The sequence below is a fragment of the Marilutibacter spongiae genome, assembly GCF_014145325.1.
Lineage (GTDB): Bacteria > Pseudomonadota > Gammaproteobacteria > Xanthomonadales > Xanthomonadaceae > Marilutibacter > Marilutibacter spongiae.
This window is the reverse complement of sequence record NZ_JACHTF010000013.1, coordinates 92,729-107,327: the sequence shown is the minus strand read 5'-3', so window position 1 is coordinate 107,327 and position 14,599 is coordinate 92,729. Positions and strand designations below refer to the sequence as shown.

At 70.7% G+C, this 14,599-nt stretch carries 14 protein-coding genes and 1 pseudogene; 11 read left to right on the top strand and 4 right to left on the bottom strand.

The genetic code is table 11. The features are described 5' to 3' along the window. Positions 1–419 (bottom strand): annotated as a pseudogene (locus H4F98_RS12420) (transposase); the annotation flags it as partial. A gap of 377 nt (positions 420–796) precedes the next feature. On the opposite strand from H4F98_RS12420, the gene H4F98_RS12415 reads away from it, so the two are divergent. The 5 genes from H4F98_RS12415 (at position 797) to H4F98_RS12395 (ending at position 3,305) form a co-directional block, all read left to right on the top strand. Further along, on the top strand, positions 797–1,147 hold the full coding sequence (locus H4F98_RS12415; RefSeq protein ID WP_182688124.1) for a DUF3024 domain-containing protein: 351 nt from the start codon (positions 797–799) through the stop codon (positions 1,145–1,147). Between the two features lie 314 nt (positions 1,148–1,461). Further along, entirely contained in the window at positions 1,462–1,875 is a 414-nt protein-coding gene (locus H4F98_RS12410; RefSeq protein ID WP_182688122.1) for a GFA family protein, read from the top strand. A 145-nt stretch (positions 1,876–2,020) separates the two neighbouring features. Further along, entirely contained in the window at positions 2,021–2,332 is a 312-nt protein-coding gene (locus H4F98_RS12405) for a hypothetical protein (RefSeq protein WP_246373153.1), read from the top strand. Next, complete coding sequence (locus H4F98_RS12400) at positions 2,316–2,873, top strand: acyltransferase (RefSeq protein WP_182688120.1); 558 nt, start codon at positions 2,316–2,318, stop codon at positions 2,871–2,873. Before H4F98_RS12405 ends, H4F98_RS12400 begins: the two co-directional genes overlap by 17 nt. A 39-nt stretch (positions 2,874–2,912) precedes the next feature. After that, positions 2,913–3,305 (top strand): hypothetical protein, encoded by a 393-nt coding sequence (locus tag H4F98_RS12395; protein ID WP_182688118.1) that lies wholly within the window; start codon positions 2,913–2,915, stop codon positions 3,303–3,305. Between the two features lie 30 nt (positions 3,306–3,335). On the opposite strand, the gene ppc is transcribed toward H4F98_RS12395, so the two are convergent. After that, the gene (ppc, locus tag H4F98_RS12390) at positions 3,336–6,080 is read right to left on the bottom strand and encodes a phosphoenolpyruvate carboxylase (RefSeq protein WP_182688116.1); all 2,745 of its coding nucleotides are present in this window, start codon (positions 6,078–6,080) and stop codon (positions 3,336–3,338) included. 134 nt (positions 6,081–6,214) lie between these two features. Here ppc and H4F98_RS12385 point away from each other — a divergent pair, with 134 nt between their 5' ends. The 3 genes from H4F98_RS12385 to H4F98_RS12375 all read left to right on the top strand — a co-directional run bounded on the left by H4F98_RS12385 (position 6,215) and on the right by H4F98_RS12375 (position 9,871). Next, complete coding sequence (locus H4F98_RS12385) at positions 6,215–7,879, top strand: hypothetical protein (protein WP_246373151.1); 1,665 nt, start codon at positions 6,215–6,217, stop codon at positions 7,877–7,879. A 191-nt stretch (positions 7,880–8,070) separates the two neighbouring features. After that, positions 8,071–9,036: an SEL1-like repeat protein gene (locus H4F98_RS12380; RefSeq protein ID WP_182688114.1), complete on the top strand. Its 966-nt coding sequence runs from the start codon at positions 8,071–8,073 to the stop codon at positions 9,034–9,036. A 58-nt stretch (positions 9,037–9,094) separates the two neighbouring features. Continuing rightward, positions 9,095–9,871, top strand: coding sequence for a tetratricopeptide repeat protein (locus H4F98_RS12375; RefSeq protein ID WP_182688112.1), 777 nt, complete (start codon positions 9,095–9,097; stop codon positions 9,869–9,871). Here the strand turns inward: H4F98_RS12375 and H4F98_RS12370 are convergent. Then, a complete protein-coding gene (locus tag H4F98_RS12370; protein ID WP_343064768.1) occupies positions 9,852–11,216 on the bottom strand; it encodes a glutamate--cysteine ligase in 1,365 nt (454 codons plus the stop codon). The two genes, H4F98_RS12375 and H4F98_RS12370, sit on opposite strands and share 20 nt — an antisense overlap. A gap of 191 nt (positions 11,217–11,407) precedes the next feature. Here H4F98_RS12370 and H4F98_RS12365 point away from each other — a divergent pair, with 191 nt between their 5' ends. After that, the gene (locus H4F98_RS12365) at positions 11,408–11,989 is read left to right on the top strand and encodes a hypothetical protein (RefSeq protein ID WP_182688108.1); all 582 of its coding nucleotides are present in this window, start codon (positions 11,408–11,410) and stop codon (positions 11,987–11,989) included. Positions 11,990–11,999: 10 nt separating this feature from the next. On the opposite strand, the gene yihA is transcribed toward H4F98_RS12365, so the two are convergent. Beyond that, entirely contained in the window at positions 12,000–12,605 is a 606-nt protein-coding gene (yihA, locus tag H4F98_RS12360; protein ID WP_182688106.1) for a ribosome biogenesis GTP-binding protein YihA/YsxC, read from the bottom strand. Positions 12,606–12,775: 170 nt separating this feature from the next. Here yihA and H4F98_RS12355 point away from each other — a divergent pair, with 170 nt between their 5' ends. Further along, positions 12,776–13,651: a c-type cytochrome gene (locus tag H4F98_RS12355; protein WP_182688105.1), complete on the top strand. Its 876-nt coding sequence runs from the start codon at positions 12,776–12,778 to the stop codon at positions 13,649–13,651. A 193-nt stretch (positions 13,652–13,844) separates the two neighbouring features. Next, a complete protein-coding gene (locus H4F98_RS12350) occupies positions 13,845–14,504 on the top strand; it encodes a thiol:disulfide interchange protein DsbA/DsbL (RefSeq protein WP_182688103.1) in 660 nt (219 codons plus the stop codon). Positions 14,505–14,599 lie beyond the last annotated feature (95 nt).

The window sequence follows — 14,599 nt, the reverse complement described above, 5'->3', positions numbered from 1 at the left end:
CTGGTTGTCGCGCTCTCGGGCGCTGGGCAGGCGCCTGCTCCAATCGTAGTAGCCGCTGGCCGAGACCCGCAGGCAGCGGCACATCAGTCGAACCGGAAATTCATCGCGGCAACGTTCGATCACCTGATACCTCAGGACGATCCCTTGGCAAAGAACGTCGCCGCTTCTCGCAAAAAATCCCGTTCCTTCTTCACCCGCGCCAGCTCGCGCTTGAGGCGGGCCAGTTCCTCGTCCCGGGGCGTGCCGGTGCCACCAAACGCCACCTTGCCCTGACTCTGGGCCTCCCGCTTCCAGCGGGTCAGCAACGTATCCCGAATCCCCAGCTCCCGGGCCACCTGGGCACAGCTGACACCCGGCTGGCTGGCCTGTTCAACCGCGCCACGCTTGAACTCGGCACTGAACTTCCTTCGCTTCGACATGAACACTCCTCATGGCCTGGATCGGCCTTCTCGTAAGTGTCCGTGAAAACGGGGGTGAACCCCACGTCGGGCAGCTCGCGGGTCAACCGTAGAGTGGCCGTCATCCGCAGGAGCTCAAGCGGTCTCGCTGCCGCCAGATCGTCGAGCCGCCCTGCCGCATCTTCTATACTCTTTGACGGAGAAAAGGTCTTCGTGCTGCATGTCATGCGCACCGAGCGCCTACTCCGCAAGGGCTCGCTTGCAGCTTGCGTCCAGCAGGTGAAGGTCTGACCATTCCCTGGACAGTGTCCCGACGACCTCGGACGTATGACATCGATGCACGACACCCATGACCTGGCCCCGCGGCATGACTTTCCCTCGCACCTTCGGAAAATGAAATGGCTTTGAGCGAGTTCGAGACCAAACGACTGGAGAAGCTTGTCGGTGCATTTGTCGAGGCGCACCGGCCAGCTCCGCACATCCGCCCGGAACTGGACCTGGCTTTCCGCATCAAGGGCCAGAGCGTTGAAATCTTCGAGATTCGTCCACGCTGGAGGGGTGCCCCGGGCGAAACCATGGAGAACCCGGTCGCCAAGGCGACGTACGTCAGGACCCAGGATCTCTGGCGGGTGTTCTGGATGCGGGCTGATCTGAAGTGGCATGCGTATCCGCCAGTCCCGCGAGTGGGCAGCATCGAGAAGTTCCTGGCGCTCGTAGCGGAAGACAAGCACGCGTGCTTTTTCGGCTAGCGCTGACGCCGGCCATGCGCGGGATGGTGCCCGCCCAGGCCGGGGCCATGGATCCCTCGCGTTGAGCGCTGGACATTGCAGGCTCGTCGATAAGGCGACTCGGCACTGCGGGTCCATGTCCGCCTTGACTTGTCGAGCTGACCTTCTCGAATGCATGGCCCGGTGGTCGCGATTGGCTGCTCCAACGCTCTGGGCTGACCTGCTTCGAGCGGGCCGCGTGCCCAACCGCGCTGCGGAGATTCCACTCCCCGCTCAGACACGCCCCCACGCCTCGCGCAGGCGCACAATCGCCCGCACCGACCGAGACTTGTCCGATGAGCCAAGCCGACTGCATCGAAGTCCAGTGCAACTGCGGCAGGGTCGCGTTCCGCGTCACCTGCCGGATCACGGATCTCTACGCCTGCCACTGCTCCCTCTGCCGCCGGGCGACCGGAACCATGGGCGTGACCGTGGCGGTGGTACCCGACGGGACATTCGCGTGGCTCAGGGGCGAGCACCTTGTACGACGCTGGCAGATGCCCGGCCATGACTGGGAATGCAGCTTCTGCGCGAATTGCGGCACCCAGTTGCCGGGACGCAACGACGCCTCGACGACCTATGTGCCGGCCGGCCTGCTCGACGCCGTGCAGGACCGGCTGGTCGTGCGCCACCATGTCTGGGTATCGTCCAAGGCGACCTGGCATGTCATTGGCGATGAGGGCCAACAGCATCCAGAGGGGCTGACCTGAGCCGCGTTCACGGCGCGTCGGCGGGCAGGCACCCCACGATGCTTCCGTCGGCATGACGCAGGCAGCCGGCGACGATGGAAAACCATCGACCGGCAGCCCATGATGGAAGTCCGTACCGGACGCCCCGATACCCAAGGAGTGCAAGATGCGACAGCTGCATGGATTGGCATTGATCGCGTGCCTGGCGGCCCCGGCCGCGGCGCAGGACCGTACTGAGATCGTCTTCAACCAGGCCAGCGAGCTGGTGCCCTGGTGCAAGGCGGAGGCGGAAGCGCATTACATCGGCCAGGGCATCACGCCCTTCCAGTGGACGGCGCGCTACCACGACCGCAGCAACGTGCTCTATGTGGAAGGCAGGTTGCGCGTGCACGGCGACGACGTGACCGTGAACTGTCGCGTCGCGCGCGCCGCGCGCGAACGCCATGCGATCATGGAGATCGATGACCCCACCTCCTGACGACGAAAAAGGCCACGGGCGCGGGCAAGCTGCCCGGCAAGGGGAGCCGCCCGCCCTGGCGCACGCGGCACGCGACACGACGCCGCGACGCCTGACGCTTTCGGCCTACATCCGCCGCCGCAATGGCCTGCCGGCGGGCGCCCGCGGCAGCCTGCGCAACATGCTGCATCGCGCGTTCGGGGCGTCCAGCTTCGCCGGCTTCTGGCGGCACTGGAACCCCGTGTTCGGCTACGGACTGGGGCGCTTCGTGCACCGCCCGCTGCTGCGCCGGGTCCCGGCGCCGATCGCGCTGCTGGCGACCTTCGTGGCCTGCGGCGCCCTGCACGACCTGGTGACGATGGCGGCGCGCGGCGCGCCGGCCCTCCTGTTCACGCCCTGGTTCCTGTGCCTGGGCACGGGCGTGCTGCTGGGCGAGGCAGCGGGCATGGACCTGTCGGGCCGGCCCTGGGCCATGCGCGCGGCCGTCCACGCCGCGTATCTTTCCGCTTGCCTGGCAATTGCGCTCTGGGGGCGTCACGTCCTCGGCTGGACCGGGCCTTAGCGCGCGCCCTGCCCCCTCGACTGCCTGGAGTCATCGTCCATGGAAGGGTTCACCGCCCGCCCCGAACGCATCATCGGCAACATCGCCCTGGCGAGCCTGCTCGCGGGGCTGCCGGTGGGCCTGATGTTCTCGCTCTGGGCGGGCATGCAGGCGTGGGCGCGCACGCCGCTGCCGGTATGGTTGCGCGAGGTCGGCGGCGGCGCGCTCATGTGCGCGGCGGTGACCTTCCTCGCCGGCCTGGTGCTGGTGGCGCCCAGCCTGTGGTTGCTGCGTCGCTTCGGGCTGGGCGGTCCGTTCTTCGTGCACGCAGTTGCCGTACTGGCCAGCCTGGCGATGATGGCGGACCAGCCCCGGATGGGCCTGGCCGCGCTGGCCCTGGCGGTGCCGGCCAGCCTCGTGTTCTGCCGGTACGCCTACCCGCCCACCGAGTGAGCGGGTAGCGGGCACGACGCGCCCAGACGCTCAGCCGGTGTTCTGGATGCCCGCCGCGATGCCGTTGACGGTCGCCACCAGCGCGCGCAGGCGTTCGTCCTCGGGACGGTCGGCCTCGCGCCAGCGTGCCAGCAGGTCGACCTGGAGCAGGCTGATCGGATCGACGTAGGGATTGCGCAGCCGGATCGACTGGCGCAGGCGCCGGTCGTGGGCGAGCAGGTCGTCCTCGCCCTTGATCGCCAGCACCGCGTCGCGGGTGCGCTCGAACTCGCCGGCGATGCCCGGGTGCATGCGCGCGTGGAGGTCGCCGGCCAGCCGCGAATACCGCTCGAAGATCGCCGGGTCCGACTTGGCCAGGACCATTTCCACGTCGTCGATCAGGGTGCCGAAGAAGGGCCAGTCGCGGGCCATCTCCGCCAGCGTGTCGCGGCCGTGCGCGTCCAGCGCCTGCTGGAGCGCGGTGCCGACGCCGTACCAGGCGGTCAGGCCGCAGCGGTTCTGCGCCCAGGCGAACACCCACGGGATCGCGCGCAGGCTGCCGATACCGCCGTCGCCGGCGCGCTTGGCCGGGCGCGAGCCGATGCGCAGGCGTTCGATCACGTCGATCGGGGTGGCGGCGCGGAAGTAGGCCGGGAAGTCGGGGTGCTCGTGGACCAGCGCGCGGTAGTGCGCGCGTGCGTTGCCGGCGAGCTCGGCCGCGATCGCCCGCCAGCCGGCCTCGCGCGGCTCGGGCGGACGCGGACGCAGGGTCGCGCGCAGCACGGCGCCGGTGGTCTGCTCGAGGTTGCGCAGCGCCAGCGCGCGGATGCCGTACTTGCGGTGGATCACCTCGCCCTGCTCGGTCAGGCGCAGGTAGCCGTCCACCGATCCGCGCGGCGCGGCGATCACCGCGCGCTCGGTCTTGCCGCCGCCGCGGCTGATCGAGCCGCCGCGGCCATGGAAGAAAGCGATGCGGATGCCGCTGTCCTGCGCCAGTTGCGTCAATGCGATCTGGGTCTGCTGCAAGGCCCAGCGCGAGGCGACGATACCGCCGTCCTTGGCACTGTCGGAGTAGCCAAGCATCACCACCTGGCGATTGCCGCGGGCGGCGAGGTGCTCGCGATAGTGCTTGTCGGCGAAGAGCGCCTTGAGGGTGTCGGGCGCGGCGGCCAGGTCGTCGACGGTCTCGAACAGCGGCGCCACGTCCAGCGGCACGTGGCCGTCGGTGTCGATGCAGCGCGCGACGCGGGCCAGCGCGAGCACCGCGAGCGCGTCGGCGGCGCTGCGGCTCATGCTGATGATGTACGGACCGAACGCGCGCTCGCCGAAGCGCGGGCGCAGTTCGGCGACGGCGCGGAACACGGCCAGCACCGAGGCGGCCGAGTCGGGCTCCACCGCCGGCACCTCGTCCTCGCTGGAGACGATGCCGTGCAGGCGCTGCGCGCGCGCCTGGGCCGATCGCGTCGGCCACTCGGGGTCGTCGAGCACCGCGGCCAGCGCCGCATCGTGGACCGAGGAGTCCTGGCGCAGGTCGAGGCTGGCCAAGTGGAAGCCGAAGCACTGGGCGCGCCGGCGCAGGCGCCGCACCGCGAACAGGCCCGCGTGCTCGCCGCCGTTCGCGGCCAAGCTGGCCTCGATCAGCTGGACGTCGCCGAGGAAGGCGGCGGCGTCTTCGTAGCCGCCGGGCGCCTCGCGCGTGGTCAGGTCGAGGCGTTCGATCATCAGCGCCAGCAGGTTGCGGTACGGCATGTCGGCATGGCGCGGCCGCAGGCGCTCGGCGGCCAGCGGCATCGCGGCCTTGTACCCGTCCAGCCGCTCAAGCACCGCCGGATCGACCTGGACACGGTGCAGGGACTGGCTGAGCAGCTCGCCGAGCGAGGCCAGGTCGCGCCGGTAAGCGGCCAGGACGAGTCCGCGCTGGCCCACCAGCGAGGCGACGATGGTCTCGGCACCGACGTTGGGATTGCCGTCCATGTCGCCACCGACCCAGGTGCCGAAGCCGAGCAGGGGCGGCAGCACGTCGTGGAGACCGTAGCCTTCGCGCAGGGCCTCGTCGAAGGCTTCGTAGAACACCGGCAATACCTTGTAGAGCACTTCCGACAGGTAGAAGCCCACGTGTTCGAACTCGTCCGCGACGCTGGGCTTGGCGCTCGGCGCCTCCGCCGTCTGCCAGCTGGCGGTGAGCGCCAGGCGGATGCGTTCGCGGTCGGCGCGCCGCTCGGCCGGGGTGAGGCTGCGGTCGATGTCGTCGACCAGGCAGCCGACGATCTGGCGCTCCTTCTCCAGCAGGGCGCGGCGCACGGCCTCGGTCGGGTGCGCGGTGAACACCGGCTCGATGCGCAGGCGCGGCAGCAGCTCGGCCACTTCCTCGGCGCTGACGCCCTGGCGTGCAAGCTGCGTGAGCACGTCGCGCAGGCTACCCGGCTGCGCGCGCGCGGTGCTGCGCTCGTAGTCGCGGCGGCGGCGGATGCGATGCACCCGCTCGGCCAGGTTGACGGCCTGGAAATAGGTGGCGAACGCACGCACCAGATCGCTGGCCTGCGAAAGCTCGATGCCGGCGAGCGCGTCGGCCAGTTCGTCGACGGGGGCGCCGGACTCGCGGCGACGGATCGCCGCGCGCCGCAGGTGTTCGACCTCGGACAGGAAGCCGGCGCCGCGCTGTTCGGAGAGGATCTCGCCGACAAGGGCGCCCAGGGTCTTCACGTCCTCGCGCAACAGGGCGTCGGTGGCGGCGAACTCGACGGTGCGCAGGGATTCTTCCGAGGGCTCGATGGAGGATGCACTGGATTCGGTCATCCCGCGAGCGTACCGCACTGCACCATCAAGCGCGCGTCAGTTGCGGCGGCAACCGTCGGCGGACGGGCCCGGAGTTCCCGACGAAAGGTGGCCGCGATCGGCGCCGGACCGCGTCACGCTCTAGGTGTCATCCCATGGGCGAACCCACCATGCGCCAGTCCCTGTCGACCCTGACCCTCCTCGCCGTCCTCGTCGCCGCCGCCGGCTGCGACGCGCCGGCAACCCGCGAGGCCACCGACGCACCGCCGCTGTTCGAGGACTTCGGCTCGCTGCATCGCGACATCGGCACGGACGTCGATGCCGCGCAACGCTATTTCGACCAGGGACTGCGCATGACCTACGGCTTCAACCACGAGGCCGCCGGACGCGCCTTCGCCGAGGCCGCGCGCCTGGACCCGGCGTGCGCCATGTGCGCCTGGGGCCAGGCCCTGGTGCTGGGCCCCAACATCAACATGCCCATGGATCCGGCGCAGGCCGCCGAGGCCAAGCGGCTGGCCGATGCCGCACTGGCGCTCAAGCCCCACGCCACCGACGCGGACCGCGCCCTGATCGACGCGCTGGCGACCCGTTACGCCGATCCCGCCCCGGAGGATCGCGCGTCGCTGGACCGCGCCTATGCCGACGCGATGGCCGATGCCTACCGGCGCTTCCCGGCGGACGACGACATCGCGACCCTCTATGGCGAAGCGCTGATGGACCTCTCGCCGTGGGCGTACTGGGAAGCGGGCGGCGCGCCCGGCGCCAATACGACGGCGATCCTGGACGCATTCGAAGCCGTCCTGGCGCGCAACCCGGCGCATATCGGCGCGGCGCACTACTACATCCACGCCGTGGAGGCCTCGCCGGACCCGGCGCGGGCCGAGCGCCATGCCGACCGGCTGGCCACGCTGGCACCAGGCTCGGGCCATCTGGTCCACATGCCGGCGCATGTGTACATCCGGGTCGGCCGCTACCACGACGCGACCCTCAGCAACTTCGCCGCCACCAGTGCCGACGAGGCCTTCCTGTCGGTCTGCCGGGGCAGCAACGGCGTCTATCCGCTTGGCTACGTGCCGCACAACTGGCACTTCGCCACGCTCACCGCGGGCCTGCATGGCTCGAGCACGCTGGCACTGCAGGCGGCCGCACAGACCGCGCGCCGCGCCGACCCCAGCCAGCTCGACGCCATGAACTTCATGCAGCAGTTCGTGGTGGCGCCGCTGATGACTCAGGTCCGCTTCGGACGCTGGGACGACATCCTCGCCACTTCGGCCGCGCCTGCCGAGGCCCCCTACCCGACCGCGATCTGGCATTTCGCGCGGGGCATGGCGCGGGTTCGCACCGGTGCGCTCGAAGAGGCCCGCATCGAACTGGAGGCGTTGCGCGCGATCGCCGCCGACCCGGCGATGGCGGCGCTGGTGCTGTGGGACATCAACGGCGCCGACCGCGTGCTGGCGGTGGCCGAGGCCATGCTGCGCGGCGAGCTTGCGCTGGCCGCCGGGGACCGCGATGTAGGCATCGCCGCCTTGCGCGAGGCCGCGGCCGTGGAGGACGGCCTGAACTACAACGAGCCCGCCGACTGGCCCCTGCCCGTGCGCCCGTACCTGGGCGCGGCGCTTCTGGATGCCGGCCGCGCGACCGACGCCGCCGCGGTCTATCGCGAGGACCTGGTGGCCTATCCCGAGAACGGCTGGTCGCTGCGCGGCCTGGCGCTGGCGGAACAGGCGCGCGGCGATGCCGCGGCCGCTGCGGCGGCGCAACGCCGCTTCGACACCGCCTGGCAGTGGGCCGACGTCGACCTGGTCGCCTCGCGCTTCTGAGCCTTGGGCACGGATCGCGGCGGCGCTCCCGCCACCTGCGTCCGCCACGCGCCTGACAGTGCGAGCGGGCGCGCCGGGGCGCGCGTGCGGGTCTCGCGGTTTGCCGGGCGGGACGAACGTGCGATAGTCGCCGCCACGCGCCGCGTTGCACGCGGCGCGGCTGGACAGGGGCATGGACACGGGGAGCGCCCATGAAGTCGCATTTCGCCGTTGTACTCGCAGTGATCGCAACCTGCGCACTGCCGCTGCGCAGTCATGCGCAGGCCGTCTCTCCGACGCCAACGGAGCCTTGCGAAGCGGCCTACGCGTCGCTTCCCGTGGGCAGCGTGCTGGACCTGCTGGACCCGCACGCCCCCGGCGATCGGCGGGCGGCCGCCCTGGCCGCGTATGAGCGCCTGGCCGGTATCGAGGCCTGCCCCGAGTTCGCCTACACACTGGGCCAGCTTTACCGGCACGGCTCCTACCTGCCCGGCAACCTGGTGCCGCAGGACATCGAGCGCGCCCGGGAGCTGATCCTGCCGATGGCCGAAGACGGCTACCTGCCGGCATTCGCCGACCTGGCCGAGATGGAGATGCGTCATGCCAACGCGCGTGCCGCGATGCAGTGGACGCAGGTGTACCTGCACTTCGTGCAGACCGTGCAGGCCGACTACGTGGAGGATGTCGACGCGTTGCGCTTCCAGCGCTCGGCATACAACCGCCACCTGCTGGCGCGCACCGACTTCCTGTGGCGGCGCCTGACGCGCCCCGTCCTGTCGCGGAAGCTGATCGCCGCGGACCTGTCCGCCTACCTGGCCGCGCACGAGGCCGCCATCGCGCCGCGCATGCGCATGCGACAGGAAGGCGCCCTGCGCCGCGCCTCGGCCCAGGACGGCGGCCCGGCGCGGGTGACGCACGTGCCGGACGACTGCTATGTCAATGCGATCCGCGGCGTGGGTTCGGCATCCGCATCGTGGATCGTCGAGGTGTTGCCCACGGGCGAGCGCGGCCGCATGGTGCTGGAGAACTTCGTGCCCAATCCCGCCGCGGCCGCGCGCATGGAGGCCTGCCTGGCCCGATACGAGTTCGCACCGTTCGTGGGCACCCGTCCCGCCACTGTGCGCATCTCGATGTTGCTGGGCTCGCCGGAAGGCGGCAGCCTGCAGCGTCGCCGATAGACGCCGCGGTCACGACCGCGCACGACACCACGCCCTCCTGCTCGAGGACCCGCCCGCCATGCCCATCGGACTGGGATTGCACGTCGCCATCGCGCTTTTCTTCGCGGTCCATGCCGTTCGCAATGGACAGGAGCGCTATTGGTTGTTCGTCCTGTTCGCCTTCCCCCTGCTGGGGAGCGTGGTCTACGCGCTCGCGATCTGGTTGCCCGGCATGGCCGACAGCCGGCAGGGCCGGCGCCTGGCCACGGGCCTGAGGCAGGCGCTCGACCCCGAGCGCGGGCTGCGCGGCGCGCGCGAGGCGTTCGATGCCGCGCCAACCACCCGCAACCAGGTCCTGCTGGCGGACGCCCTGGTCGAAGCGGGGCACGCCGGAGAGGCGGTCGACCATTACCGCGACAGCCTGCGCGGCATCCATGCCGACGACCCGGATGTGCAGACCCGGCTCGCCCGGGCCCTGCTGCAGGCCGGACGCCCGGCGGAGGCGCGGCAATTACTGGACGCGCTCATCGCCCGCCACCCGGATTTCCGCTCGCCCGCCGGCCACCTCGCCTATGCGCGCGCCGTCGCGGCCGAAGGCGATCGCGACAAGGCCCGGCATGAGTTCGACACCCTGGTCGACTACGCCAGCGGACTGGAAGCACGGGCCTGGTACGTGGAAGTGCTGCGCGACTGGGGCGACGACAGGGCCGCCGACCGCGAGCGCGATGCGGCGCTCGCCCATGCCCGCCGCATGCCGGCGCACGCAAGGCAATTGAACCGCGAGTGGCTGCGGCGGATCGAACGCTGCACGGCCGGGCGGCCGCGCGGGGCCACGGTCAGTACGCGAACTCCGTGAACACCGGGTCCACGCTGCCCTGCCAGGGGCCGTGGAACAGTTCGAGCTTGCGCTCGGCCGGGGTGATCCCGGCCTCGACGAACTCCATCAGCGCTTCCAGGTAGCGGGTCTCGTCGGCGCCGTCGGCATTGCGCCGTGCGCGCCGGGACAGGCCATGGGCGGCGATGGCCAGCGCACGACGGGCGACATCGAGCACGGTGCCGTCGCGGAACGGCAGCTTGAAGGCGTGGCGTGGCACGCCGTCGCGCAGCGCGTGCAGTTCCTCCAGGCTGAAGTCCTTGACCAGGTCCCAGGCCGCGTCCAGCGCGGTCGCGTCGTAGAGCAGGCCGACCCAGAACGCCGGCAGGGCGCAGATCCGGTTCCAGGGGCCGGAGTCGGCGCCGCGCATTTCCAGGTATTTCTTCAGGCGCACCTCGGGGAAGGCCGTGGTGCTGTGGTCGGCCCAGTCGCGCAACAGCGGCCGGTGCCCCGGGTAGACCGGCAGGCGGCCTTCCATGAAGTCGCGGAAGGACTGCCCGCTGGCATCCAGGTATTCGCCGTCGCGATAGACGAAGTACATGGGCACGTCGAGCAGGTAGTCGACGTAGCGCTCGTAGCCGAAGCCGTCTTCGAACACGAAGTCGAGCAGGCCGGTGCGGTCGGCGTCGGTGTCGGTCCAGATGTGCGAGCGGTAGCTGAGGAAGCCGTTGGGCCGGCCCTCGGTGAAGGGCGAGTCGGCGAACAGCGCGGTGGCGATGGACTGCAGGGCCAGCGAGACGCGGAACTTCTTCACCATGTCCGCCTCGGACGCCACGTCCAGGTTGACCTGCACGGTGCTGGTGCGGGTCATCATGTCCAGGCCCAGGCCACCGACCTTGGGCATGTATTCGCGCATGATCCGGTAGCGGCCCTTGGGCATCCACGGCATCTCGTCGCGGCGCCACTTGGGCTGGAAACCCATGCCCAAGAAACCCAGGCCCATCGGCTCGGCGACGCTGCGCACTTCGCGCAGGTGCGTCGCGGCCTCGTGGCAGGTCTGGTGCAGGTTGTCGAGCGGCGCGCCCGACAGTTCGAGCTGGCCGGCCGGCTCCAGCGACACCGAGGCGCCATCGCGCGACAGCGCGATCACGCGGCCATTCTCGCTGACCGGCTCCCAGCCGAATTGCACCAGCCCCTTGAGCAGGGCCTCGATGCCGCGCTCGCCATCGAAGCCCGGCGGCCGCAGGTCGTGGGTGCGGAAACCGAACTTCTCGTGCTCGGTGCCGATCTTCCAGTCGGACTCCGGCCGCACGCCCGCGGTCAGGAACTCCAGCAGGTCGTCACGACCGCTGATCTCGACATCCTTGGCACTGCTGGGACCGGACACGCCTACCTCGCTGGAAAGGGGCCGCCGCGCGGCCGCGGCAGTCCGGGCAGTGTAGCGGCGCGCGCCCGCCGGACAACGCCACCAGCGGAACACTGGGGCCGCACCGATGCAGCGGTTCGGCGTGTTTGGCAGCTTCCGGAAGCGCAATGCGTAAGTCCATGTGCAGGGGACTTCATCCAGGGAGGATTTCCATGACACCCGATCCATGCAAACCACTGGCGCTGGCCGCCGGCCTGCTGCTGGCCATGCCCACCGCGATGGCGGCGCCGCCGCACCCGGAGCTGGAGGCCGAACAGGTCAACATCGACACGGCATCCACGCTGGCGCTGGGCGGCTCGGTCTCCCAGCGCCTGGCCCAGTCGTTCACCCTGTACCGCAAGGGCGTGCTCAGCCACCTGATGGTGCCGATGAGCTGCCAGCCCAAGGCGACCGTGCACGTGACGATCGAGAAGACGACGGCAGGGGCCCCCAACGGCAGCGTGCTGGCCTACCAGAAGGTACCCGGCCATGTGTTCACCTCGCTGCCGACGCCCGCGGTGGGGATGCGCCTGGTCGAGTTCGAGGCCCCCGCCACGCTTGCGCCGGGCCAGTACGCCTTCACACTCACCGCGAAACCCGGGGACTGCGGCCTGTACGCCGGCCCCAACGGCAGCACCCATGGTGGCGGCAAGGGCTGGTTCATCGCCGACGGCAATGGACCGGGCTGGATCGAACTGTTCGACGCCGGCGGCGTGCGCGACCTCGCGTTCCAGGTCTACCTGCGGCCGTTGTAGCGGCCCAGCCTCAAATCTCCAGCCAGCGCCCCACGACCTCGCGGGCCTCGTCCACGCCCAGCTTGGCGGCGCCGGAGAAGGTCTGCACGCTGACGATGTCGCCGAAGGCCGATTTGAGCTCCTTGCGGACGGCCTGCAGGGCGTTGCCCTGCTGGCCCCGGCCCAGTTTGTCGGCCTTGGTCAGCAAGGCATGCGCCGGCAGGCCGCGATTGACCGCATAGCCGAGCATCTGCCGGTCGTACTCCTTCAACGGGTGGCGGATGTCCATCACCACGACCAGGCCCTTGAGGGCGTTGCGATTCTGGAAATAGCGTTCCAGGAAGGCCTGCCAGTGCGCCTGGAGGTCCTTTGGGACCTTCGCATAGCCGTAACCGGGCAGGTCGACCAGGTAGCGGTCGGTGGTGGGGGGGATGTCGAAGAACACCAGCTGCTGGGTGCGTCCGGGGGTCTTGGAGACCCGCGCCAGCGCGTTCTGCTGGCACAGCGCGTTGAGCGCGGTCGACTTGCCGGCATTGGAGCGGCCGGCGAAGGCGACTTCGAAGCCGCCGTCGGGGGGCAGTTGGGAGGGCGTGTGCGCCGCCAGCAGGTACTGGGCGCGGGCAAGGGGATTGGCCATGTGCGTAGCATCGCACGAGCGCGCCGGCGCCGCCGGTGCGGACGATGCATGCACGCCGCCCGCGAGGGCCGCCAGGGCCCGCGTTGACCCGCCCGCGGCCGCAGACGATAATTCCACGGTTCCGGCGGTGCGTTTTGCCCGCTGCCCAAGAAGTTTCGGAGCCCAGCCTGATGAGCCAAGCCCGCGTCCTCGGCATGATCGGCCTCGCCGCCCTGGCGGTCGCCACTGTTGCCTATGCCCAGACCACGGTCACCCCGATACCGGAAAGCGAGCCGGTCCAGACCGCGCCGCTGACCACCGCCGCCGAGGAAACCGGCACGGTCACCTGGGGCGATGCCGACGCCGGCGCGACCAAGGCCGGCACCTGCGCGGCCTGCCACGGCCTGGACGGCAACCCGACCGACCCGCAGTACCCGCGCCTGGCGGGCCAGAGCGAGCGCTACCTGGCCCACCAGATCGCCCTGTTCAAGAGCGGCGAGCGCAACAGCGGCATGGCCGCGGTCATGAAGCCCTTCGCCGACGCCCTGTCGGCCCAGGACGCGCGCGACATCGGCGCCTACTTCGCGACCCAGACCGCCGGTGCCGGCGTGGCCGACGACAGCGTCGTCGCCAGCGGCCCCTACAAGGACCTCAAGTTCTACGAGGTCGGCGAGAAGCTGTTCCGCAGCGGCGACGCCTCGCGCGGCATCCCGGCCTGCATGGCCTGCCACGGCCCCGACGGCGCCGGCAACCCGGGCCCGGCCTACCCGCACATCGCCGGCCAGCAGTCCGCCTACAGCCAGCGCCGCCTGGAGGAATACCGGGCCGGCACGACCACCCAGGCCGATCCGCACCTGTTCAACGTGATGGCGACCGTGGCCGAAAAGCTCACCGACGAAGAGATCGGCGCGCTGGCAAGCTATCTCCAGGGCCTGCATCCGCGCGCCCAGGACTTCGCCGCGGCCGACGCCCCGACTGCCCCCGCCCCCGTGGCGGCGCCGGCCCCCGAAGCCGCGGCGCCCGCCGAGGCCGGCGAGGCCATGGCGGAGCCGGCCGAAGGCGCCTGACCCAGGGCCCGCGGGGCGACGCCGGAACTTCCGGAGCGCCTCGACGGTCTCAAGCGGCTCCCCGGCCCCGCCGGGGACGCCGGACCCGACAACGCCGGCCGCATCGCGCGACCGGCGTTTTTTGTTCCAGGGCGGTCTCCGCCCGCCTTCCCGCCCATGGCGCCCCCGCGCCCCGAACGACAAGGCTGACCCGATGACCGCAACGCCCCTTTCCCGGACCCCTTCGGCGCCCTGGCTCGTGCTGCTGCTGGCGACCCTGGTCGCGGCCCTCCCCGGCGTGTCGCGCGCGGCGGAACCCGTCGCTGGCATCGACTACGTCGAGATCGCCGATGGCAAGCGCCTGGGGCCGGCCGACGGCAAGATCGAGGTCGTGGAGGTGTTCGGCTACTGGTGCCACCACTGCGCCGATTTCGAACCGATGATGGAGCGCTGGAAACAGCAGCAGGGCAAGGACGTGCGGGTGTCGTTCCTGCCGCTGCCGCGCAATCCCGACGACATGCTCGCGGTGGCCTATTTTGCCGCCGATTCGATCCACGCCCTCGCCCGCACGCACGCGGCGACCTTCAAGGGCATCCACGACAGCCGCGAACTGCCGGCCAATCCCACCCTGGATGAACTGACCGCCTTCTATGCCGGCCTGGGCGTGGACAAGAACCGCTTTCGCGCCGCCGCCAGCGCCCCGGCCACCCTGGCCAGGATCGAGCCGGCGCGCGACTTCGCCCTGGCGATGGGCGTGGAAGGCACGCCGACCCTGATCGTCAACGGCCGCTATCGCGTGCTCGGTCGCACCCTGGAGGACAACCTCCGGATCGCCAGCGCGCTGGTGGAACGCGAGCGCGCCGCCGGTCGCTGAACCCTGCCGCCCGAACCTGACCGCCGTCCACGCGGCGCGCGGCCAGTGCCGGTATCCTTGCCCCACGCCGGTCGCGCCGTGCCCTTGCCGGATGG

Bases quoted from the DNA above. Each gene is read 5' to 3' on its own strand.
- H4F98_RS12415 (WP_182688124.1), top strand. From the start codon at position 797: ATGGCTTTGAGCGAGTTCGAGACCAAACGACTGGAGAAGCTTGTCGGT.
- H4F98_RS12410 (WP_182688122.1), top strand. From the start codon at position 1,462: ATGAGCCAAGCCGACTGCATCGAAGTCCAGTGCAACTGCGGCAGGGTC.
- H4F98_RS12405 (WP_246373153.1), top strand. From the start codon at position 2,021: ATGCGACAGCTGCATGGATTGGCATTGATCGCGTGCCTGGCGGCCCCG.
- H4F98_RS12400 (WP_182688120.1), top strand. From the start codon at position 2,316: ATGACCCCACCTCCTGACGACGAAAAAGGCCACGGGCGCGGGCAAGCT.
- H4F98_RS12395 (WP_182688118.1), top strand. From the start codon at position 2,913: ATGGAAGGGTTCACCGCCCGCCCCGAACGCATCATCGGCAACATCGCC.
- ppc (WP_182688116.1), bottom strand. From the start codon at position 6,080: ATGACCGAATCCAGTGCATCCTCCATCGAGCCCTCGGAAGAATCCCTG.
- H4F98_RS12385 (WP_246373151.1), top strand. From the start codon at position 6,215: ATGGGCGAACCCACCATGCGCCAGTCCCTGTCGACCCTGACCCTCCTC.
- H4F98_RS12380 (WP_182688114.1), top strand. From the start codon at position 8,071: ATGAAGTCGCATTTCGCCGTTGTACTCGCAGTGATCGCAACCTGCGCA.
- H4F98_RS12375 (WP_182688112.1), top strand. From the start codon at position 9,095: ATGCCCATCGGACTGGGATTGCACGTCGCCATCGCGCTTTTCTTCGCG.
- H4F98_RS12365 (WP_182688108.1), top strand. From the start codon at position 11,408: ATGACACCCGATCCATGCAAACCACTGGCGCTGGCCGCCGGCCTGCTG.
- yihA (WP_182688106.1), bottom strand. From the start codon at position 12,605: ATGGCCAATCCCCTTGCCCGCGCCCAGTACCTGCTGGCGGCGCACACG.
- H4F98_RS12355 (WP_182688105.1), top strand. From the start codon at position 12,776: ATGAGCCAAGCCCGCGTCCTCGGCATGATCGGCCTCGCCGCCCTGGCG.
- H4F98_RS12350 (WP_182688103.1), top strand. From the start codon at position 13,845: ATGACCGCAACGCCCCTTTCCCGGACCCCTTCGGCGCCCTGGCTCGTG.